Genomic DNA, 21,320 nt, shown 5'->3' on the forward strand with positions numbered 1-21,320 from the left:
GAACGGCATGACCTAGCGGTAACTTTGGGCCCTATGTCATTAGTACGGCGGGCGACGGGCGCGCTGATTCACCGTGCCTACAAGGCGATCCGCGCGGCTGGAGCGATCACTCCCGCCAGTCCGGGCGGCACCAGATTCCGGCATCTGGGCGACGGTGTCAGCATCGCCTTCCCGCCGGGCGCGATCTTCGGCGAGCGGTGGATCGAGATCGGCGACCACACGCTGATCGGTGAGCGCGTGTCGCTGTCCTGCGGCATGGGCCCCGGCGTCGACCTGGGCCCGGACTCGATCCTGCGGATCGGCGGCGGCTGCTCGATCGGCCGGGGCTCGCACATCGTGGCCCACCAGTCGATCGACATCGGCGAGCACGTCTTCACCGGTCCGTACGTCTACATCACCGACCAGAACCACGTCTACGACGACCCGGAGACACCGATCGGCCGGCAGTGGCCGCGCAACAGTCCGGTATCGATCGGCGCGGGCTCCTGGCTCGGGGCGGGCGCGATCATCCTGCCCGGCACCAGGATCGGCCGTCAGTGCGTGGTGGCGGGCGGCGCGGTCGTACGCGGCGAGTTCCCCGACCACAGTGTGGTCGCGGGCGTGCCCGCCAAGCTGGTGCGTAGCTACGATCCCGCGCTGGGCTGGCACACGCCGGGCATGTCGCTGGCCCTGGACCGGCAGGCCACCGCCTCCTGACCTGGACCACCCAAGCTGTAGACCGAACAACCTTCTGGCGGTTAGCGTCGGACCATGCGGACCGCCATTTGCGAACGTCTCGGCGTCGAGTTCCCGTTGTTCGCCTTCAGCCACTGCCGCGACGTGGTGGCCGCGGTCACCAACGCGGGTGGCTTCGGCGTCCTGGGCGCGGTCGCCTACACCCCCGACCAACTCGACACCGAGCTCACCTGGATCGACGAGCGCGTGGACGGCCGCCCGTACGGTGTCGACGTGCTGGTGCCCGGCAAGCTCGACGCGTCGGCGCTCGATCTCGACGCCCATCTGACCGACTTCATCCCCGAACGGCACCGCGACTTCGTCACGCACCTGCTGTCCAAGTACGGCGTGAACGCTCCGCCACAGCCGGTGGCCGCCTCGACGGACGAGTTCGGCAGGCGGGTGACGGCGGCGGGCGCGACCGGGCTGATCGACGTGGCGCTCAAGCATCCGATCAGCCTGATCGCCAGCGCGCTCGGCCCGCCCCCGCCGGAGATGGTGGCCAAGGCCAGGGCGGCGGGCGCGCCGGTGGCCGCGCTGGTCGGCACCGTCGAGCACGCCCACCGGCAGGTGGCGGCGGGCGCGGACCTGATCGTGGCGCAGGGCACCGAGGCGGGCGGGCACACCGGCGAGATCGCCACCATGGTGCTGGTGCCGCAGGTCGTGGACGCGGTCGCCCCGGTGCCCGTGCTGGCGGCGGGCGGCATCGCCTCGGGGCGGCAGATGGCGGCGGCGATGGCGCTCGGCGCCGAAGGCGTGTGGTGCGGGTCGGTCTGGCTGACCACCGAGGAGGCGGAGACGGCGCCCTCGGTGAAGCGGAAGATGCTGGCCGCCTCGTCGCTCGACACGGTCCGGTCCAGGTCGCGTACCGGCAAGCCGGCCAGGCAGCTCAAGTCGGCCTGGACCGAGGAGTGGGACTCCGGGCCGGAGAGCCCCGGCCCGCTCGGGATGCCGCTGCAGATGCTCGTGGCCGAGGCCGCGATGGCCCGCATCGGCATGGCCGCCGAGCGCGGCGAACCGGGGGCCGTCGAGCTGGCCAACTACTTCGTCGGGCAGGTCGTCGGGCAGCTCGACCAGGTCAAGCCCGCTCGTGAGGTGGTCTACGAGATGGTGAGCGAGTTCGCCGACGCGGTGGAGCGGCTGTCCAGATTGACCGCTCTGTCGACGTGACCAGGCTGTCGGCGTGACCGGCTACGATGCGCGTGTGGTCGGGACACCCGAGGTCGAGCGCGGCACCGGTGTCCCCGCGCACGTGCAGATCGAGCGGTGGCTGCTGGAGTCCATCGGCAGCGGCGAGATGGAGCCCGGCGACCGGCTCCCGGGCGAGCGGGAGCTGTCGGCGCGCCTGGGCGTGAGCCGGATGACGCTCAGGCAGGCGCTGGCGACGCTGGAGCACGACGGCGTCCTGGTCAGGACGCCGGGCAGGTCGGGTGGCGCGTTCGTCGCCGACCCGCGCGTCGAGTGCGATCTGACGGGGCTGGCGGGGTTCACCGAGCAGATGCGGCGGGCCCATCTCCAGGCCGAGGCCAGAGTGCTGGTCGCCACGACCGTCCCCGCGCCCCGCTCCGTCGCCGCCGCGCTGGAGGTCACCGTGGGCGAGCCGGTGCACCACGTCGCCCGGGTACGCTCGGCCGGGCAGTCGCCGGTGGCGCTCGAACGCTCCTTCTTCCCCGCGCTGCCCGGCTTCCTGGAGGAGGATCTCGGCGGGTCGCTCTACGCCCTGCTGGCCACCCGCTACGACCTGGAGCCGCACACCGCCGTCGAGCACCTCGACCCGGTCATCGCCAGGTCCGACGAGGCCGCCGAGCTGGACGTCGAGCCGGGCACTCCGCTCATGCTGATCGAACGCACCGCCTACGCGGCGGCCGGGGAGCCGGTGGAGTTCGCCCGCGACCTGTTCCGCTCCGACCGGGTGCGCATCTCGGTCCGCAGCGGCCTCACCGCTCCCTCGGCCGGCGGCGACCTTGGCTCACGCTCGGCCCGCGGCGGTCTCAGCGCACCCGCTCCCCCGCCGGGTCGAAGAGCGGGTCGCTGACGACGGTCCCGGTCACCCAGGCGCCCTCCACCTCGACCTCGACCTTGACGCCCGGCCCCACGGGCAGATACGCGTAGGCGATCGGCGAGCCGACCGTGTAGCCGTGACCGCCCGAGGTGATCCGGGCCACGACCTGGCCGTCCAGGCGCACCGGCTCGTTGCCGAGCGCGATCGCCCCCGGCTCCAGCGTCAGGCAGCGCAGCCGGCGCTCGGGGTGGGGGTCGAGCGCGTCCTTGCCGAGGAAGTCCTTGTCGAGCTTGACGCAGAAGCCCAGCCCCGCCTCGTACGGCGTGGTCTCGGGCCCGATGTCGGCGCCCCAGACGCGGTAGCCCTTCTCCAGGCGCAGGCTGTCGATGGCCCGGTAGCCGCCGGCCCGCAGCCCGTACGGCTGCCCGGCCCGCCACAGCGCCTGCCAGAGCGCCAGGCCGTACTCGCTGGAGCAGTACAGCTCCCAGCCCAGCTCCCCCACGAACGTCACCCGCAGCGCCAGCACCGGCACGTCGCCCACGGTGATCTCCCGCACCGACATGAACGGGAAGGCCAGCGGGTCGGGCGTGAGCGACCCGAGGATGTCGCGGGCGCGCGGCCCCCACAGGGCGAAGCAGGCGTACTGGCCGGTCACGTCGGCGATCCGCACATTGGCGCCCCTGAGCGCGGCCTGCTTGCGCAGCCAGCCCAGATCGTGCGAACCGAACGCGGTGCCGGTCACGATGAGGAACTCGTCCTCGGCCCGCCTGGTCACGGTGAAGTCGCACTCGATGCCGCCGCGCCGGTTGAGCGCCTGCGTGTACGTCACCGCGCCCACCTGACGGGCGACGCGGTTGTCGCAGACCCATTCGAGCAGCTCGGCGGCGTCCGGCCCGGAGACCTCGATCTTGGCGAACGAGGTCTCGTCGAACAGGCCCGCCGTCTCCCGCACGGCCCGGTGTTCGACCCCGATCGCGGGCGACCACAGCCGCCCGGCCCACCCCTGGGGCCGCTCATCGCCACCGTCCCGCCCGTCGCCGCTGTTCCGCCCGTCGCCGTTGTCCCGCCCGCTCGCCAGGTCCGGCGCGTTCGGCTGGTCCGGCTCGTTCGACCGGTAGTAGTTGACCCGCTCCCAGCCCGCCTTCTCGCCGAACTCGGCGCCGTGCGCGGCGTGCCAGCCGTACGCCGGGGAGACCTTGAGCGGGCGGCCCGCCGAACGCTCATGGCCGGGGTAGCGGATGTCGTAGTAGGTCTCGTAGTTCTCGACCGCGCGGGCGAGGGTGTAGGACGGGGAGCGGTACTGGCGGCCGAAGCGGCGGATGTCCATGTGCCAGACGTCCATGGCGGGCTCGCCCTCGACGATCCACTCGGCCATCACCCTGCCGATGCCGCCGGCGCCCGCGATGCCGTGCGCGCAGAACCCGGCCGCCACGAAGAACCCGCCGACCTCCGTCTCGCCCAGGCAGAACTCGTTGTCGGGGGTGAACGCCTCCGGGCCGTTGATCATCTTGCGGATGCCGACGTCGGCCATGGCCGGCACACGGATCCGCGAATTCTCCGAAATTTCGGTGAATCGGTCCCAATCCTCGGCGAGCAGGCGGCCATTGAAGTCGGCCGGGATGGCGTCGTACGAGGTCTCGCTCGCCGTCCAGGGGGCGCAGGTACGCTCGTAACCGCCCATGACCAGGCCCTGCACCTCCTGCCGGTAGTAGACGAGCAGGTCGGGGTCGCGCAGCGTCGGCAGGCCGGTGTGCTCGTGGAAGGCGTCGGTGACCACGTACTGGTGCGACATCGGCACGATCGGGATCCGCACCCCGGCCATCCGGCCGATCTCGGCGGCGAACATGCCACCGCAGTTGACGACCACCTCGCAGTCGATGTCACCCTGGTCGGTGCGTACGCGCGTGACCCGGCCGCGTTCGGTGTCGATGCCGAGCACGCGGGTCCTGGTCCTGACGCGGGCGCCGCCCTCGCGGGCCTTCGCGGCCAGCGCGTAGCAGAGGGCGGAGGGGTCGATCTGCCCGTCGGTGGGCAGGTACGCCGCGCCGACGACGCCCGAAGGATCCATCAGCGGGAACAGCTCGACCGCCTCGGCTACGGAGATCTCCTCCAGCGGCAGCCCGAACGTACGCGCCCAGCCGATCTGGCGGCGGATCTCGGCCATCCGCTCCGGCGTGCCGGCCAGCTTGATGCCGCCGCACTCCGTCCAGCCGGCGTCGAGCGTGCGGTAGAGCTCCACCGAGTACTGGTTCATCCTGGTCAGCGTGGGGTCGGCGCGCAGCTGGCCGACGAGCCCCGCGGAGTGGAAGGTCGAGCCGCTGGTCAGCTCGTCGCGGTCCAGCAGGAGGACGTCGCGTTCGCCGAGCTGGGTCAGGTGGTAGGCGACGGAGGCGCCGCCCACGCCGCCGCCGATGATCACGATGCGGGCCGAGTCGCTCATGCGGGCGAGGCTACACTAAAAGGTCTAGACCGTTTAGAGGGCATCCAACTGTTCATCTTTAAGATCGAGTGGGTAGATGCAAGTGCGATTGTGTGAGTCCTATGGAGGCCGGTGCGGCCCGGGATCTCGCATACCAGTCGCACGACACGGTTACTGGATTCAAGCCCGGATCGCCGGACCCCGCCGGGCGCGGCGTTGTTTTCGTTCGCCGGCCTCACGCACGGTCCGGCCTGCCGTGCGGCTACCGGCCCCGAATGTCGGTCGTGATGTCGTGCATGGGTTGTGAGCGGCGAGTGGCGTTCACGTATCGCTCATATGTTCTACCCGACGCAGCCAAATGCTGGTAATCTCACGGTCACTGTCTGTGAAAGTCGGGAGGTGCGGGTCATGCGGGCGTACCGGTCGGCTTTCCCGGTGGAGGCGGTGACGTCGTGGTGCGCCCACTGGCATGGTCGCCGTTTGGCGGGCCATTGTGCCCGCCCGGCGCGCATGGCTAAGCGCTGCGGCCGATCTCTGCGCCGTTTGTCGCTGCGGGGCCGTCCGGGGTGGCGATCCGGGACCGGCTCAAGGGTTTGACACCGCGCGATGAGCAGGTGCTGCGGCTGGTGGGCGCGCATCTCGGCGCGCTGGCCTCGCGGGATCTGGCGGCGCGCTGTCGTGCTGGGCTGGAGCATTCCAGCCAGGCGTGGGCGGTGTCCAGCATGGCCCAGGAGAGCGGCATCGCGATCATCGCGGTGGACCCGGCCCACACCTCCAAGTGGGGGGCGCAGCTCTGGCAACAGCCCCTCACTTCCAACAACCGTAAGACCAGCCGGCACGATGCCGCGAGCATCGCGATCGGCAGGCGCGCCCAAGGCCATGCGATCCGGCGACGGACGACACCGCCCCGCGACGACCAGAGCGATCGTCGCGGGCATCGGAGCGTCCAGGCCGAACCGGGTGCTCTTGGGCGTGAGGGACCCCGCCCGCACCCCCGGAGCACAGACACGATCCGCGCCGCCCGGACACAGCCACAACGCGGGCAACCAGCACGCCCACCACCGTTCGGGGCGCGCGGCTGAGCATAAACCCTGACAACAGGGCCCACTCCCGCTCAGTCTTTAGGAACGGTGTCGGCGCTAGCATCGACCGTCAACGATCCCCTCCTGATGGAGGGGGCTTGAGGTGCCGTCAGGTGCTTTGAAGCCCCGCGTTGACCAGCCCTAGTCATCACCGTTGGAGGTGTGATCCAGATGGCTACCTTTCACGCAGGACCGCAGACCCACCAGCGAATGCTTCCTCAGTTCGCTGCTCTGGAATCCGTGGGAGCAGACACGCCCGAGGGTGGGCACGAAACGGCTCACGGACGCGCGGCAGGCCGCGCACCCGGTGTGGAAGTTGGGCGAGGGGAGATCCGCCGTAGCGCACCGGGCGGCGGGCGTCACCCCGACCCGGAGCAGTCCGGGAAGGGCGGAAGGGTCCTTACAGACCCACACGTTTTCGTGCTCGATCGCGACGGAAAACCGTTGCAGCCCTGCCGGCCCGGCCGGGCCCGGCAGTTCCTCAAAGCGGGCCGGGCGGTGGTGGTCCGGCGCACCCCGTTCGTCATCCGCCTGATCGACCGCGCGCTGGCCGACTCCACGGTTGCCGGCGTGCAGGTCGGCCTCGACCCCGGTTCCAGGCACACCGGCATCGCCGTCTTCACCGCACGCGACGCAAGCCGTACCGGGAAGTACAGCATTCAACTCGACCACCGGGGCGCGGCGATCGGTGACAAGCTCACCGCTCGCTCCAACTACCGGCGCGGCAGGCGGTCGCGCAAGCTGCGTTACCGCGCTCCTCGATTCCGCAACCGCACCAGGCCCCAGGGCTGGCTCGCGCCGTCCCTGCGGCACCGCGTGGACACCACCATGTCGTGGGTGGCCCGGCTGCGGCGGTGGGCACCCGTGCGCGCCATCCACGTCGAACGCGTCGCCTTCGACACCCACGCCATCTCAGCGGGCAAGCCGCTAGAAGGCACCGAATACCAGCAGGGCACACTGGCCGGATACGAAGTCCGCCAATACCTCCTGGAAAAATGGGGCCGCACCTGCGCGTACTGCGGCACGGCGGGTACACCGTTGCAGATCGAGCACATCCACCCCAAAGCGCCCGGCGGCTCTAACCGGATCTCCAACCTGACATTGGCGTGCCGGGCCTGCAACCAGGCAAAGAACACCACGCCCGCCGAAGAGTTCCTGCGAAGCAAGCCCACACTGCTGGCGCGCATCCTCCAGCAGGCCAAGGCCACGCTCCGGGACGCCGCAGCGGTCAACGCCACCCGCTGGGCGCTGTGGCGGGCGCTCACAGAGACGACTCTGCCCGTGACCACCAGTTCGGGCGGGCGTACCCAGTGGAACCGCTCCCGCACGAACGCGCCGAAGTCCCACACCCTGGACGCCCTGCACGTCGGCGAACTCGCGCAGGTGACCGGATGGCCGGGACGCGTCCTAGTCATCAAAGCCACCGGACGCGGCCGCTACAGCCGAACCCGCACCGACCGGTACGGGTTCCCCCGCCTGCGACTTCCCCGCATCAAGCACATCCACGGGTTCGCCACCGGCGACCTCGTTCGCGCCACCCTCGCCACAGGCAAGAACACCGGAGTCCACACCGGACGCGTCGCCGTCCGCACCACAGGCTCCTTCAACATCACCACCGCGACCGGCACCCGCCAAGGCATCAACCACAAACACATCCGCCTGCTCCAAAGAGCCGACGGCTACGGCTACACCACGAGTCAGGAGACCACCATTGAACGGTGAACCTCAGGACACACTCAGGCCCCTGAGAACCTTCACGCTCCCGATTCCTCCCCGGCGCGAACGCCGGGGAATCCACGGGTGGTTCTGATGACCGAGATCCTCGACCGCATCCCCCTGCTGTCCGGCGTGCCGCGTTCCGTCGAGGAGCTGCCCGGCGGGCTGACCAACCACAACTACAAGGTGACCGTTCCCGGCGGGGCCTACGTGGCGCGGGTGTCGGCCAGCGAGGGATCGCTGCTGGCGATCGACCGGGACGTCGAGCACTCCTGCTCGCTGGCCGCCGCGCGGATCGGGGTGGGGGCGCCGGTGCACGGCTATCTGCCGGAGCTCGGGGTGCTGATCGTGGGTTTCCTGCCGGGCCGGACGTTCACGGAGGCCGATCTGCGCGATCCGGCGAACCTGCGGCGGCTGGCCGAGGTGTGCGGGCGGCTGCACGCGGGGCCTCGGTTCGAGCGGGACTTCGACATGTTCGAGATTCAGCGGGGGTATCTGGAGATCGTCCAGAGCCGCGGATACCGCCTTCCGACGAAATATCTCGACTTCATGCCCGAGGTCGAGCGGATCCGGAAATGTCTGGATATTCGGGATGTGGGGCGGGTCCCGTGTCACAACGATCTGCTGCCCGGCAACATCATCGACGACGGCGAGCGGCTCTGGCTGATCGACTACGAGTACGCCGGCAACAACGACCCCTGCTTCGAGCTCGGCAACATCTGGAGCGAGTCGGACCTGTCCCTGGACCTGCTGGAAGAGCTCGTCACGGCCTACTACGGCCGCCACCTGCGCCACAAGATCGCGCGAGCGCGGCTGCTCGGGCTCATGTCCAAGTACGGCTGGACGCTGTGGGCCTCGATCCAGGACGGCGCCAACCAGAGCATCGACTTCGACTTCTGGTCGTGGGGCATGGAGAAGTACGAGCGGGCGGTCGCCGAGTTCACCGGATCCGCTCTGCCGCGCCTCATGGACGAGGCGGCCCGGGCAGACTAGAAACATGTTCGCCGCACTGACAGGGCTCGGGCTGTCCACCGCCGCCGGCCTGAACGCCTATATCCCGCTCCTCGTGGTGGGCATCGTGGCGAACTTCACCGACAAGGTGAAGCTGCCCGACGGCTACGCGTGGCTGTCCAACTGGGGCGTGCTCGCCATCATCGCGGTGCTGCTGGTCGCGGAGATGGTGCTCGACAAGGTCCCGGCCGTCGACAGCATCAACGACGCCATACAGACGGCCGTACGACCGGCGGCCGGCGGCGTGGTCTTCAGCGCCACGAACGCGGCGGCGGAGCTGGACCACTCGACTTGGATGACCGAGCACCCGTGGGCGGGCTGGCTGCTGGGCATCCTGGTGGCGCTGGCCGTACACGCGCTGAAGGCGACGGCCCGTCCGATGATCAACGTGGGGACGGGCGGCGTGGGCGCGCCCGTGGCCAGCACGGTGGAGGACGTCGGATCGCTCGGTATGAGCCTGATCGCGGTGTTCCTGCCCCTGCTGGTCATCGTCGCGCTGCTGGCGCTGGCCCTGCTCGCCTGGTGGACGATCAGGAGAGTACGCCGCTACCGCGCCGCCCGCCGGGCCAAACGGACCTCAGGAAGCCCGTAGCGGTCAGGAGGCCCGCAACCAGCGGCACGGGACGGATCGGGAGGTCGGTAACCGGCGGCGCAGGACGGATCAGGAGGTCCGTAACCAGCGGCGCAGGACGAGGAGGAACTCGCCGGGGCGCTCCTCGTGCAGCCGGTGGCTGGAGCCCTCCCAGCACACCACCTTCGAGGCCGGATGCTTGCACAGCCCCGCCTCCCAGGCCGCGCGTTCTGGGTCGGACCAGATCGACAGCACCGGGCACTCCCTGCGGGCCAGGTAGTCGTCGCTCGCCGGCCGCATCCCGATCGCGTCGGGCTCGGTGAACATGGCCTCGAACGCCTGGAGCAGCACGTGCGGCGCCATGCCGTACAGCCGGCGCTTGTGCCAGCGCCTGATGACGGCCGGGGTGGCGGCGTTGGTGCACCACGCGTCGAGCTGCTCGGCGGCGGCGTGCGCGTGCGGGCCGCGCAGCGCGGCGATCGTCTCCGGGAAGGTCCTCGCGACGTCCGCCGTGATGCCGTAGCCGGGATCGAGGGCGACCAGCTTGCGTACCTTGTCCGGATGCTCGACGGCCAGGATGGAGACGACCTGCCCGCCCATGGAGTGGCCGATCGCGATCGCCTCGGGGATGGCGAGCCCGTCCAGCAGCGCGGCGAGGTCGGCGGCCATCTCGCGCGGCGTGTTGCCCTCGTCGGGCACGGAGGAGTAGCCGTGCCCGCGCAGGTCCACCGCGATCACCCGATGCTTGCCGGCGAGCGCGTCGATGTGCCAGGACCACTGGTGGGAGTCCGTGCCCCAGCCGTGCACGAGCAGCAGCGGCGGCCCGTCCCCCTTGCCGTCGTCGGTATAAAAGAGCCGAATGTCCTGCCCTAAATCGGCATAAGGCATCTTTTACCCCACCCGCTCCTTGATCGTGGCGCAGACCCGCTCCTCGGCCTCCTTGGCGGCGGGCAGCATGGCGCCCAGCCCGAAGGCCCCGTGGAACATCCCGGCATAACGCACGCTCAGCGTGTCCACCCCGGCCGCGCGCAGCCGCTCCGCGTACGCCTCGCCCTCGTCGCGCAGCGGATCGTGTTCCGCCGTGATCACCAGCGCGGGCGGCAGCCCGCTCACGTCCGCGTTGATCGGCGAGCTGTACGGCTCGCCGCGCCTGGCCTGGTCGGGCTGGTAGCAGTCCCAGTACCACCGCATGTGCGCCGCGGTCAGGAAATATCCCTCAGCGTTCTCCGCGTGCGAGGGCGCGTCCTGGGCGGCGTCGGTGACGGGATAGACCAGCACCTGCAGCGCGATCGGCGGGCCGCCCTCGTCCCTGGCCTTCAGGCAGGTCACGGTCGCCAGGTTCCCGCCCGCGCTGTCACCGGCGACCACCAGCCTGCCGGGATCCGCGCCCAGCTCCCGGGCGTGCTCGTACACCCAGCGGGTCGCGGCGTAGGCGTCCTCGACAGCGGCCGGATACGGATGCTCCGGCGCCAGCCGGTAGTCGACGGACACCACGATCACGTCGGCATCCGCGCAGATCAGGCGGCAGACGGGGTCGTGCGTGTCCAGAGTGCAGAGCGTGAACCCGCCACCGTGGAAGTACACGACCACCGGCCGCGCCTCTCGCTCCGTCGGCGGCCAGTAGACGCGCACAGGCAGGTCCCCGGCCATCCGGTTCTCCACCCGGCCCACCTTGTACGGCTCCGCCTCCGGCTGGGGCATCTCGGCCAGGATCCGCCGGGCCTCGACGGCGTCCATCACCTCGGTGCCCACCTTGGGGAAGACCGCCGTCATCGCGTCGATGACCGCCCTGGTGACCTCGTCGATCGCCATCGTTCACTCAGCCTCCGTCCGCAGGAGCATCGCCATCGTTCACTCAGCCTTCGTCCGCGGCAGCATGGCGGTCTCGCCCGCCGTCCAGCCGCCGTCCACCGCCAGCTCGGCGCCCGTGACGTACGAGGCGGCGTCGGACAGCAGGAACGCGATGGCCTCCGCCACCTCCTCGGGCTCACCGCACCGCCCGGCCGCGGCCAGCGGGAACGCGCCCTCGCCCGAGACCGCGCCGTGCCGGAGCGTCATGGGGGTGACGATCATCCCGGGATGTACGGAGTTGACCCTGATCCGGTGGGGGGCATACTCGATCGCGGCGATCTTGGTGAGGCCGCGGACACCCCATTTGGACGCACCGTAGCCGCCGGTGCCGGGCAGCGCCGTCAGGCCGGCCGCCGACGACAGGTTCACGATCGACCCGCCGCCTGAGGCGCGCATCGGCGCGACCACCGATTTGAGCCCGAGGAAGACACCGACGAGGTTCACCTTGAGCACGCGCTCGAAGTCGTCGAGCGTGTACTGCTCCAGGAGCGCCGAGCGGGCGATGCCCGCGTTGTTGACCAGCCCGTCGATCCGGCCGTATCCGTCCAGGACCTCCTCGACCACATCAGCCCACTGATCCTGCTTTGTCACGTCGTGCGGGATAAATCGCAATTCGAGGTCTTTTGCGGTGGCGGTGCCGTCCTCCACCAGGACATCGGTGATCACTACGGTCGCCCCGGCCGCGACGCAGCGGCGGGCCGTCGCGGCCCCCATGCCCCTGGCGCCGCCGGTGATGAGCACTACCTTGCCGTCAAGCATGCGTGGCTCCTTCGCGGTACGTGAACTGAATCACGCACCGGCGACAACAATCAAGAGCTTGCTTGGTAACGCAGAGCCCGCATGGCTGCTCCCGGAGCCTGCATCGCTACGCGGGGGCCCGCTTGAGGAGCCTGCATCGCTATTCGGGGCCCGCTTGGGAAGCCTGCATCGCTACAGGGAGCCTCCTTGGTCACGCACCCGCCCCGCGCTCGCACTATCCTCTAAGCAGCGACCGTTCAGCGGTCAGCAGTCAGCGCTCGACAGCCAGCGGGAGGTGGGGACGATCGCCGAGGTCCTTCTCATCATCCTGGCGATCCTGTGCTTCCTCGGCCTGGTGGCCGGCGTCGGCATCTACTTCCTGGTCAAGCTGGGCCAGAAGGCGGCGATCAAGGCCAGGCAGGCGGCGACCCAGCTGACCACGCACGTCAACGCCATGGGCACCGGCGACGCCGGGGAGGTCGAACGCCTCCGCCTCGACCTGCGCCGCGAGGTCTCGATCACCCGCCAGGCCGTCGAACAGGCCCAACGCCAGGGCTGGGGCCTCGGCGACCTCCCTCAGCTCCTGGCCGACCTGTCCGCGCAGGCCGACGTGCACGACGGGCAACTCGCCATGTACGCCCAGCAACGCCGCGCCTCGCCGTACGTCGACCACGTCACGCTCAATCGCCTACGCGAGCACCAGGCCAAGCTGACCGCCATGTGCGCCCGCATCCGCGCCGACCTCCTCGGCGACCAGCTCCAGCACGCCTCGACCGGAATCGACGACCTCCACTCCCGCACGGAGCTGGAGATCGAGGCCCGCCGCCGCCCCCCGGACCCGCTCGACGAGATCGACGAGCTCTATCGCAAGACCATGCGGGAGCACAAAGACCCGTCCTGACGGTCACTTGGCGTGGCACGATGACGTCACTCAGTGATCCGTCGAGAGGTTGACGCGATGACCACGGCACTTCCCGAGTGGTTCTATCCGGGCCCCTCCGGCGGGTGGACCGCCGACATGCTCGATCACCTGCCCCCCTGACACGCCCAGGCACGTCGAGCTGATCGACGGGTCACTCATCTTCAGGCCTCCGCAGACGGGCTTCCACATGCTCGTCATAAATCTGCTCTCTGACCGCACTCTGGGCATAGGCCCCCGCCCGGTCTCATGGTCGCCCGTGAGATGACGGTGACGCTGGGCCTACGGCAGCGTCCCGAACCTGACGTTCTCCTCGTGGAGCGGTCCGCGCTGGCCACCCTCGCCGTTACGTCCTTCAAGCCGGAGGACGTCCACCTGGTCATCGAGGTGGTTTCCGACGAGTCGAGGGAACGCGACCGGACGACCAAGCCCCTCAAATACGCTGCTGCCGGCATCAGGCACTTGTGGCGCGTGGAAATGGAAGAAGACGGCAAGCCCATCGTCTACACCTTCGAGCTCGAGCCGGCGGTCCAGACCTATGTGCCCACTGGTATCCATCGCGGCCGCCTGAAGGCCGACATCGGTTTCCCCGTGGACATCGACCTCGATCTGGACACGTTCATCCGCTGACGTCGCACCCCCAGCTGCGGTGGATGAACGCGTCATACTCCTCCGCGCTGGCACCGTTGTTGAGCATGGCGCGTGCCGCCTGGGCCTGCCGCGTCGTGGGCAGCCGCCCTTCGAGCAGGATCGGCAGCAAGAGCCGCCGCGCCAGCAGTTCAACCGCCGAGGTCCCATAAGGCCTGCGCACCACGGACACGTTGACGCGCAACGCGTGCTCGTTCCCAGGCGCGACTCCCGGCCGATCGATCTCGATCGCGACATAACGGAAGCCATTGGCCACGTCACACGGCCCACACCCGGCCGGACCCCTGCTCAGCCGACCACCGCATTCGGGGCAGGTGAGGCGGTCGTAGGCCGCGTCAACCACACGCCATGGGTGCCTGTCGGGCTCGTCGACCACCATCTCGGCGATGGCCCGCTCGTCGGACCGCTTCTCCTCGGACCGCTGGGTGATGACGTGCTGCCCGGGCCACTCGTCGGACCGCTCCCCGGATCGCTTGTCGGGCCGCTCCCCGGACCGCTCTGTCGGACCGAACTCCCGCTCCAGGAACGCCCGCCAGCCGTCCTCGACGATCAGGTCCACCAGCCGGGCGCACCGGACGCACTCCGGAGCACCGGCCAGCTCCCAGGAGGAGCACTCTCCACATCGCCGCATGCCCGAACCGTACAAGCGACGAGGAACGGCTTCACCTGGTTATCCCGCCCTGGAGCGGAGGTCAGGATGACGGCAGGGCGGGATGGGTGCCCTGCGGGGGTGGACGCCCTGCGGAGGCGGGTGCCCTACGGGGGTGGGCGCCCTACGAGGCAGGTGCCCCGCTGACGTTCAGCTGGATGCCCTGCCGGGGTTGGCGCCCCGCTGACGTTCAGCCGCGCCTCTGCCGAGCAGGCGGCGATTATTCGGTTGCGCCCTGCGGATCGGGCTCGCCATACTCGATCAAGCTGATCGCAAGGCGTACGTGGAAGGAGGTCGAGACCGTGATGACGATGACTGTTCGCGTGCCGTTTTCCGCGTCCTCTGACCTCCCCACCGGGATCTCGCCAAGCTGATCGCTGCGCCGGTGGGCCTCATTTCTGGAGAAATCCCGCCGTGCCCAAGCACTCCTCGCCCCGCCGCCGGGGCAAGTACGCCCTCGACGCCGACGATCTCGAATGGCTCGACAGCGCCCCCGTCGACGACGGACCACCCGTAGGCGACCGCTGGTCGACCTGGGACCAGAGCACGCCCACCGAGCGTGGCCCGAAGCCGCACCCGGACTGGCTCGTCACCGAGCTCGCCGCCGTGGACACCGAGCTGGGCATCCTCAAGACCGGCAAGGAAGCCGACGTCCACCTGCTCTCCCGCGGCGTGCCGGACACCGACCGGGTCTGCCTGTTGGCCGCCAAGCGCTACCGCTCAGCGGAGCACCGGTTGTTCCACCGAGACGCCGGCTATCTGGAAGGCCGCAGCACCCGCGAAAGCCGCATGAATCGCGCCATGGCCAACCGGACCGCCTTCGGCAAGCAGCTCATTGCCGGTCAGTGGGCGGCGGCCGAGTTCGGCGCTTTGTGTCGGTTGACCAAGCTCGGCCTGCCGGTTCCCTATCCGGTACAGATCATGGGCACCGAGATCCTCCAAGAATTCATTGGCACCTCGGACGGCTACGCGGCACCCCGCCTCGCCAACGTCTCGGATGACCTGGACGACCTCTGGACGCAACTGGTGGAGGCGCTGGTCATCCTGGCCAGGGAGGGTCTGGCTCACGGCGACCTGTCGGCGTACAACCTGCTGGTCCGCGAGGGCAGGCTGGTCATCATCGACCTCCCGCAAATCGTCGACGTGATCTCCCATCCCACGGGCCCGCAGTTCCTCGACCGGGACGCCCGGAACGTAGCCACCTGGTTCGCCGCGAAGGGCGTCACCTCAGCAGACCCCGACGCTCTCTCCGTCCTGCTCCAGTCGGAGGCCGGAATGCTCTGACGCCCGCTAAAGGGCGAGGGCCGGAGACGAAAGCGTAGCGACGCTAAAGAGATCCCACAGAAAGATCATCGGACGAGGCGTCGCCGGCAAATGATCGCCTCAGCAAGCGTCATGTATGCCCCGTGGATGTCGTAACGGACCTCCCAGCGGATACGCAGGCGACCAGGCTCGGCCCGGTTATGGGCCGTCCTTGAGCGCCCGGACGCGGGAGCTGTCGATCACCGCTTTTGGACCAGTCGAGCTGGACTCCGCCGGATCGGGAGCCAGGCACTTGCGCTACCACTCCGCCCGGCAACAAGCACATGTCCACCAGAACCACTACCAGGAGGGATATGCCCTCACCGTTGATCGCTCCGGTCGCTGAGGGCGAGCAACACCTTTACCGTTTGGGGCTTTGGCCACGAGGACGGAGACATTCGACGGTTGCCGAAAAGATGGAACATATAACTATATGATCTAGTCGCTTGGGATACTGAGCGATCAGCATGCCGAAGAGCAGAGGGAGGTGCTTCATGACCCGCAAGGACACCGTCTGGGATTGATCCACGATGAGCTGACAGCGGCCGGCACACAGCCTTCGGCGGTGAGCCGGCCCTCTTCATGAGCGCGTTGCGGAGAATTGATGAGGCGTCCGGCGACGGATGAGGAACGGCTGGCGGGCTATCGGGATCTGTTCGTTCTGGTGGAGTACCGCGCAGTCTTCACCGCGAGCGTGCTCTCCTGGATCGGGGACTATCTGTGCAAGGCCGCGGTAGCGCTGCTGGTCTTCGATCGCACCGGCTCAGTGCTGGCCTCGGCAGCGGCCTTCGCCGTGGGGTATCTGCCGTGGCTCACCGCAGGGCCCTTACTCGCTGCAGTGGCCGAACGGTATCCCTCGCGCTCAGTGATGATCTTCTGCGATCTGGTCAGAGCGGCGCTCATCGGGCTGATCGCGATCCCCGGAGTGCCTGTGGCGGTCCTGCTGGTGCTGCTGTTCGCCAGTGGGTTGTTCGCCCCACCGTTCGAGGCCGCCCGTTCCTCTCAGCTCCCGCACATCCTGACCGGCGACCTGTACCCGCTCGGCATAGCCTTCAACAACGCCATCTTCCACCTGGCCCAGGTCTTCGGGTACGCCGCCGGAGGAATGATCGCCGGCTACAACCCGCATGCCGCGCTGCTGCTGAACGCCGGTACCTTCGTCGGCTCGGCGTTCCTGCTGCGCCGTTACGTCAAGCTCCGGCCCGCGACACTGGGGGCCACCCACCGCCTTGGCCTGTGGCGGGAGACTGGACAAGGGTACGCCGTCGTCTTCGGCGACCCGGTGATGCGGGCCATCGCGCTCATAACCTTCGCAACGGTCACCTTCGTGATCGTTCCGGAGGGCCTGGCGGCGGCCTGGGCGTCCGAAATCGACGGCGGCGGCGCGGCACAGGGGCTCATCATGGCCGCGAACCCGCTTGGTGTCGCCATCGGCGGCCTGATACTGACCCGGCTGCTGCGCTCGCGTACCAGGACCCGGCTGATCCGCCCCCTGGCGATCCTGGCCCCCCTCACGCTGGTCCCCGCGCTGCTCGACCCGCCGCTCGCCGGCGTGCTGCTCCTGGTCACCGCCTCCGGCGTGGTCATGTCGCTGCTGCTGCCCGCCGCTCAGGCGCTGTTCAAGAGCGTGCTTCCCACCGAATACCGGGCCCGGGCGTTCGGCGTCATGAACAGCGGCATCCAGATCGCCCAGGGCACCGCGATCCTGGCCACCGGCGCCCTCAGCGAACGCTTTTCCACCTCTACCGTCATCGGGGCATGGTGTGGCGCCGGGGTTGTCCTGATGTTCTTCGTCATATTCCGGCCGCTCGTGCGCCCCGAACCATCGGTTCCTTCATCCGATCCAGCAGAGAGAACACGATGAACGCTCCCACCGTCCGCGCCCTCGGCCACGTCGCAGATGATGAGGCCGACGACAAGGCAACGGAAGAAGGCCAGCAGGCAGAACGGACGGCATTTGGTCCCCGTAACGGGGACGCGACCGGGGACATGCTGCGCGATGCCTACCAGGCGTCGCTGGAGTCGGCTGCCACCCCGGTCTTCCATATCGCGGAACGCAGCGACGGGCTGGTGAAGCCCGTGCCCGTCGAACCATGGATCGCGCCGGTCGACCAATGGCCGGACAGTGAGCGCCAAGCGCTGGACTTGCTCAAGGGCAGAGTTCTGGACGTCGGCGCCGGCGGAGGACGGGCCGCACGCGCGTTGCTCGATCGGGGCCACGCCGTTACAGCGATCGACATCTCACCGGGCGCGCTCGAAGTGTGCCGTCGGCAAGGGGTTCGTTCCGCCGTTCTCGGCACGGTCCACGAGCATGCCGCGACGGGAGAGCGATACGACAGCTTCCTGCTCCTGGGCGCCAATCTCGGTTTGCTGGAGAGCCGGGAAAGGGCGCCGGAATTCCTGCGGGCGCTAGCAGCGATGGCCGAGCCCGGCGCCATCATCGTCGGCCAAGGCCGGAACCTGACGGACTCCGCCGATCCCTTGCACCTGCCCTACAACGAACAGAACCTCCGGGCGGGCCGCATAGCCGGACAACGCACCATGCGGGTCCGCTACCGCGACGTCGCGACGCCCTGGTTCGACTACCTCAGCCTGGCACCACGCGAACTCGCCGAACTCGCCAACGGTACCGGCTGGGAACTCGCCGACATCGTCGACTTCGAGAGCTCAACGGCCGTCTACCTCGCGACCCTCCGCCGACGGACATGACCGGGCGACGGAAGCACGAGCGTTGACCCCTGACAGCGCGCACCTACCCCGGTGCGCCAGACCAGGCGGCGGTACTTGTCATGGTCGTCGTACAGGCACTCGGGTCGCTTGCGGGGCCGCCCTACTCGGCCCCGCGCTGGCGGAATCGCTTGGATCAGGGACATGCGCTGGGTGACGTCGTTGCGGTTACCGCCGGTCAGGGAGACTGCGAGGGGGATGCCTTGCAGAGCGTGCCGATCGTCCAGTCGTTTGCGACCGGGATGACGCTGTCGCCGCTCCACCCTCGGCAACAGCGGTTCGACGCGCTCCCACAAGCTTTCCGGCGCTTCAGGGCAGCTGCTCACCCTTCTTCACACAGAGACCATCGATCAAAAGGGCTTGCGGACACGGCCCTAGATCATTTTGTTAGGACCCCTAAAGTCTCGATGGTGGTACCGCCAAGGAAGCTCGCTCCGCCCAGCCGACCCGGCGAAGCGTTCTTGGGAAGGCGTCCGAGCGCAGCGAGGCCCTTCGGGGGGCGGGCGTTAGCCCGCCTGGGAGGACGTCCGGAGCGAAGCGGAGGCCCTTTCTCCAGGCTGCTACTTGACCCCCGCCTCCCGCATGTCGCGCAGTTCCCGCTTGAGTTCCTTGATCTCGTCGCGCAGCCGGGCGGCCACCTCGAACTGGAGGTCGGCCGCCGACTGGTGCATCTGCTCGGTCAGCGACTCGATCAACGACTCCATCTGTGCCCGGGGCATCTCCCCCGCGATGGTCTTGGCGTGCTGCCCGGCCTGGCGGGCGGCGAAGCCGGGCACGGGCGCCTTGCCGCGCGACTGCTGGCGGCCGCCGCCGAGGAGGCGGTCGGTGTCGGCGTCCTCGCGCTGCAACGAGTCGAGGATGTCGGCGATCTTCTTGCGGAGCGGCTGCGGGTCGATGCCGTTGGCCTGGTTGTAGGCGATCTGCTTGGCCCGCCGCCGGTTGGTCTCGTCGATGGCCCGCTCCATCGACGGGGTGACCTTGTCGGCGTACATGTGGACCTGTCCTGAGACGTTACGGGCGGCTCGGCCGATGGTCTGGATCAGGGAGGTCTCCGAGCGGAGGAAGCCTTCCTTGTCGGCGTCGAGGATGGCCACCAGCGACACCTCGGGCAGGTCGAGGCCCTCGCGCAGGAGGTTGATGCCGACCAGCACGTCGTATTCGCCGGAGCGGAGCTCGCGCAGCAGTTCGATGCGGCGCAGCGTGTCGACCTCGCTGTGCAGGTAGCGGACTCGGATGCCCAGCTCGAGCAGGTAGTCGGTGAGGTCTTCCGACATCTTCTTGGTCAGTGTGGTGACCAGGACCCGCTCGTCGCGGTCGGCGCGCTCGCGGATCTCGTGGACCAGGTCGTCGATCTGCCCCTTGGTGGGCTTGACGAGCACCTCGGGGTCGACCAGCCCGGTCGGCCGGATGACCTGCTCGACCACGTCGCCCTTGACCCGGCCCAGCTCGTAGGAGCCGGGCGTGGCCGACAGGTAGACGGTCTGGCCGATGCGCTCCAGGAACTCTTCCCACTTCAGCGGGCGGTTGTCCAGCGCCGACGGCAGGCGGAAGCCGTGGTCGACCAGGGTGCGCTTGCGGGAGGCGTCGCCCTCGTACATGGCGCCGATCTGCGGCACGGTCTGGTGGGACTCGTCGAGGACCAGCAGGAAGTCTTCCGGGAAGTAGTCGAGCAGCGTGTTGGGGGCGCTGCCCGCCTCGCGGCCGTCCATGTGGCGCGAGTAGTTTTCGATGCCGGAGCAGGTGCCGATCTGGCGCATCATCTCGATGTCGTAGGTGGTGCGCATGCGCAGCCGCTGCGCCTCCAGCAGCTTGCCCTGCCGCTCCAGCTCCGACAGCCGCTCGGCCAGCTCCGCCTCGATGCCGTTGACGGCCATCGCCATCCGCGCCTCGCCGGCGACGTAGTGGGAGGCGGGGAAGATGTAGAGCTCCTCGTCCTCGGTGATGACCTCGCCGGTCAGCGGGTGCATGGTGGAGAGCTTCTCGATCTCGTCGCCGAACATCTCGATGCGTACGGCCAGCTCTTCGTACTTCGGGATGATCTCGATCGTGTCGCCGCGCACCCGGAAGGTGCCCCGCGTGAAGGCGAGGTCGTTGCGGGTGTACTGCATGTCGACCAGGCGGCGCAGCAGCTGGTCGCGGTCGACGTCCATGCCGACGCGGAGCCTGGCCATGCGGTCGACGTATTCCTGCGGCGTGCCCAGGCCGTAGATGCACGACACGGAGGCCACCACGATCGTGTCGCGGCGGGTCAGCAGCGAGTTGGTCGCCGAGTGACGCAACCGCTCGACCTCGTCGTTGATCGAGGAGTCCTTCTCGATGTACGTGTCGCTCTGCGGGACGTACGCCTCAGGCTGGTAGTAATCGTAATAAGAGACGAAATATTCAACCGCGTTGTTGGGCAGCATCTCCCGCAGCTCGTTGGCGAACTGCGCGGCGAGCGTCTTGTTGGGCTGCATGACCAGCGCGGGCCGCTGCAGCCGCTCGATCAGCCAGGCGATCGAGGCGGTCTTGCCGGTGCCCGTGGCGCCCAGCAGGACGTTGTCCTTCTCCCCGGCCTTGACGCGGCGCTCCAGCTCGGCGATGGCCGTCGGCTGGTCGCCGGAGGGAGTCATCTCGGTGACGACCTCGAAGGGCGCCACCTTCCGCTGCAAATCAGTGACCGGTCGCATGGTGCCACTGTAGGCGGCGCCACTGACAGAAACCGTCACCTGGTCACGGGGGCACCCTTCAGGCGGTCCGCTCGCCGATCCGGGGAAACGGGGTGGTGGAGAAGACGACCTCGACCGGCACCTCGAAGTGTTCGGCGATCCGCAGCGCCAGGTAGAGGCTGGGGCTGTATTCGCCGCGTTCCAGGTAACCGATCGTCTGGTAGTGCACGCCCAGAGCGTCGGCGAGCTGCCTGCGGGTGACACCGCGTTCGGCGCGCAGCAACGCGATGCGGTTGTAGACGATCTCGCTCATCGCCGCCTAT

The 21,320-nt window shown here is 69.0% G+C and carries 19 protein-coding genes and 1 pseudogene; 12 read left to right on the top strand and 8 right to left on the bottom strand.

Translation table 11 applies throughout. From position 1 onward, the window contains the following. The first annotated feature begins 33 nt into the window (after nt 1–33). Genes AB0B61_RS30000 through AB0B61_RS30010 form a run of 3 tightly spaced genes read left to right on the top strand, consistent with a single transcriptional unit; the run spans nt 34 to nt 2,749 of the window. The gene (locus AB0B61_RS30000; protein ID WP_358438665.1) at nt 34–696 is read left to right on the top strand and encodes an acyltransferase; all 663 of its coding nucleotides are present in this window, start codon (nt 34–36) and stop codon (nt 694–696) included. A 54-nt stretch (nt 697–750) separates the two neighbouring features. Next, nucleotides 751–1,884 carry a nitronate monooxygenase family protein gene (locus AB0B61_RS30005; protein WP_358438667.1) on the top strand — a complete coding sequence of 378 codons (1,134 nt, stop codon included), beginning with the start codon at nt 751–753 and terminating at the stop codon, nt 1,882–1,884. 13 nt (nt 1,885–1,897) lie between these two features. Then, entirely contained in the window at nt 1,898–2,749 is an 852-nt protein-coding gene (locus tag AB0B61_RS30010; RefSeq protein ID WP_358438670.1) for a GntR family transcriptional regulator, read from the top strand. Here the strand turns inward: AB0B61_RS30010 and AB0B61_RS30015 are convergent. Next, nucleotides 2,706–5,156: an FAD-dependent oxidoreductase gene (locus AB0B61_RS30015; RefSeq protein WP_358438673.1), complete on the bottom strand. Its 2,451-nt coding sequence runs from the start codon at nt 5,154–5,156 to the stop codon at nt 2,706–2,708. The genes AB0B61_RS30010 and AB0B61_RS30015 overlap by 44 nt on opposite strands. Nucleotides 5,157–5,701: 545 nt before the next feature. Here AB0B61_RS30015 and AB0B61_RS30020 point away from each other — a divergent pair. The 4 genes from AB0B61_RS30020 to AB0B61_RS30035 all read left to right on the top strand — a co-directional run bounded on the left by AB0B61_RS30020 (nt 5,702) and on the right by AB0B61_RS30035 (nt 9,536). Then, the gene (locus tag AB0B61_RS30020; RefSeq protein WP_358438676.1) at nt 5,702–6,217 is read left to right on the top strand and encodes a hypothetical protein; all 516 of its coding nucleotides are present in this window, start codon (nt 5,702–5,704) and stop codon (nt 6,215–6,217) included. A 420-nt stretch (nt 6,218–6,637) separates the two neighbouring features. Then, complete coding sequence (gene iscB / locus AB0B61_RS30025) at nt 6,638–7,939, top strand: RNA-guided endonuclease IscB (protein WP_358438678.1); 1,302 nt, start codon at nt 6,638–6,640, stop codon at nt 7,937–7,939. An 87-nt stretch (nt 7,940–8,026) separates the two neighbouring features. Further along, nucleotides 8,027–8,926: a choline kinase family protein gene (locus AB0B61_RS30030; protein ID WP_358438680.1), complete on the top strand. Its 900-nt coding sequence runs from the start codon at nt 8,027–8,029 to the stop codon at nt 8,924–8,926. Between the two features lie 4 nt (nt 8,927–8,930). Next, entirely contained in the window at nt 8,931–9,536 is a 606-nt protein-coding gene (locus AB0B61_RS30035; protein ID WP_358438683.1) for a DUF4126 domain-containing protein, read from the top strand. Between the two features lie 69 nt (nt 9,537–9,605). On the opposite strand, the gene AB0B61_RS30040 is transcribed toward AB0B61_RS30035, so the two are convergent. From AB0B61_RS30040 to AB0B61_RS30050, 3 genes are read right to left on the bottom strand one after another with little or no spacing between them, the layout of a single operon-like run. Next, nucleotides 9,606–10,403: an alpha/beta hydrolase gene (locus tag AB0B61_RS30040; protein WP_358438686.1), complete on the bottom strand. Its 798-nt coding sequence runs from the start codon at nt 10,401–10,403 to the stop codon at nt 9,606–9,608. Between the two features lie 3 nt (nt 10,404–10,406). Further along, entirely contained in the window at nt 10,407–11,327 is a 921-nt protein-coding gene (locus tag AB0B61_RS30045; protein ID WP_358438688.1) for an alpha/beta hydrolase, read from the bottom strand. Nucleotides 11,328–11,366: 39 nt separating this feature from the next. Continuing rightward, a complete protein-coding gene (locus tag AB0B61_RS30050; RefSeq protein ID WP_358438691.1) occupies nt 11,367–12,125 on the bottom strand; it encodes a glucose 1-dehydrogenase in 759 nt (252 codons plus the stop codon). Nucleotides 12,126–12,399: 274 nt separating this feature from the next. Between AB0B61_RS30050 and AB0B61_RS30055 the strand changes: the two genes are divergently transcribed. Beyond that, complete coding sequence (locus AB0B61_RS30055) at nt 12,400–13,005, top strand: hypothetical protein (protein ID WP_358438694.1); 606 nt, start codon at nt 12,400–12,402, stop codon at nt 13,003–13,005. Between the two features lie 267 nt (nt 13,006–13,272). Continuing rightward, on the top strand, nt 13,273–13,653 hold the full coding sequence (locus AB0B61_RS30060; RefSeq protein WP_358438697.1) for a Uma2 family endonuclease: 381 nt from the start codon (nt 13,273–13,275) through the stop codon (nt 13,651–13,653). Here AB0B61_RS30060 and AB0B61_RS30065 read toward each other — a convergent pair. Next, nucleotides 13,643–14,302 carry a hypothetical protein gene (locus tag AB0B61_RS30065; RefSeq protein ID WP_358438700.1) on the bottom strand — a complete coding sequence of 220 codons (660 nt, stop codon included), beginning with the start codon at nt 14,300–14,302 and terminating at the stop codon, nt 13,643–13,645. The two genes, AB0B61_RS30060 and AB0B61_RS30065, sit on opposite strands and share 11 nt — an antisense overlap. Nucleotides 14,303–14,734: 432 nt before the next feature. Between AB0B61_RS30065 and AB0B61_RS30070 the strand changes: the two genes are divergently transcribed. From AB0B61_RS30070 to AB0B61_RS30080, 3 genes are all read left to right on the top strand, one after another. Further along, nucleotides 14,735–15,604 carry an RIO1 family regulatory kinase/ATPase gene (locus AB0B61_RS30070; protein WP_358438703.1) on the top strand — a complete coding sequence of 290 codons (870 nt, stop codon included), beginning with the start codon at nt 14,735–14,737 and terminating at the stop codon, nt 15,602–15,604. Between the two features lie 622 nt (nt 15,605–16,226). Then, complete coding sequence (locus tag AB0B61_RS30075) at nt 16,227–17,486, top strand: MFS transporter (RefSeq protein ID WP_358438706.1); 1,260 nt, start codon at nt 16,227–16,229, stop codon at nt 17,484–17,486. Next, the gene (locus AB0B61_RS30080) at nt 17,483–18,331 is read left to right on the top strand and encodes a methyltransferase domain-containing protein (RefSeq protein ID WP_358438708.1); all 849 of its coding nucleotides are present in this window, start codon (nt 17,483–17,485) and stop codon (nt 18,329–18,331) included. The genes AB0B61_RS30075 and AB0B61_RS30080 overlap by 4 nt, the downstream gene beginning before the upstream one ends. 65 nt (nt 18,332–18,396) lie before the next feature. On the opposite strand, the pseudogene AB0B61_RS30085 reads toward AB0B61_RS30080, so the two are convergent. From AB0B61_RS30085 to AB0B61_RS30095, 3 genes and pseudogenes are all read right to left on the bottom strand, one after another. Continuing rightward, nucleotides 18,397–18,675 (bottom strand): annotated as a pseudogene (locus AB0B61_RS30085) (hypothetical protein); the annotation flags it as partial. Nucleotides 18,676–18,909: 234 nt separating this feature from the next. After that, on the bottom strand, nt 18,910–21,018 hold the full coding sequence (uvrB, locus tag AB0B61_RS30090; RefSeq protein ID WP_358438711.1) for an excinuclease ABC subunit UvrB: 2,109 nt from the start codon (nt 21,016–21,018) through the stop codon (nt 18,910–18,912). Between the two features lie 58 nt (nt 21,019–21,076). Beyond that, nucleotides 21,077–21,310 carry a helix-turn-helix transcriptional regulator gene (locus AB0B61_RS30095; RefSeq protein WP_358438714.1) on the bottom strand — a complete coding sequence of 78 codons (234 nt, stop codon included), beginning with the start codon at nt 21,308–21,310 and terminating at the stop codon, nt 21,077–21,079. Nucleotides 21,311–21,320: the final 10 nt, after the last annotated feature.

It is taken from the genome of Nonomuraea sp. NPDC049158, from assembly GCF_040648335.1.
Lineage (GTDB): Bacteria > Actinomycetota > Actinomycetes > Streptosporangiales > Streptosporangiaceae > Nonomuraea.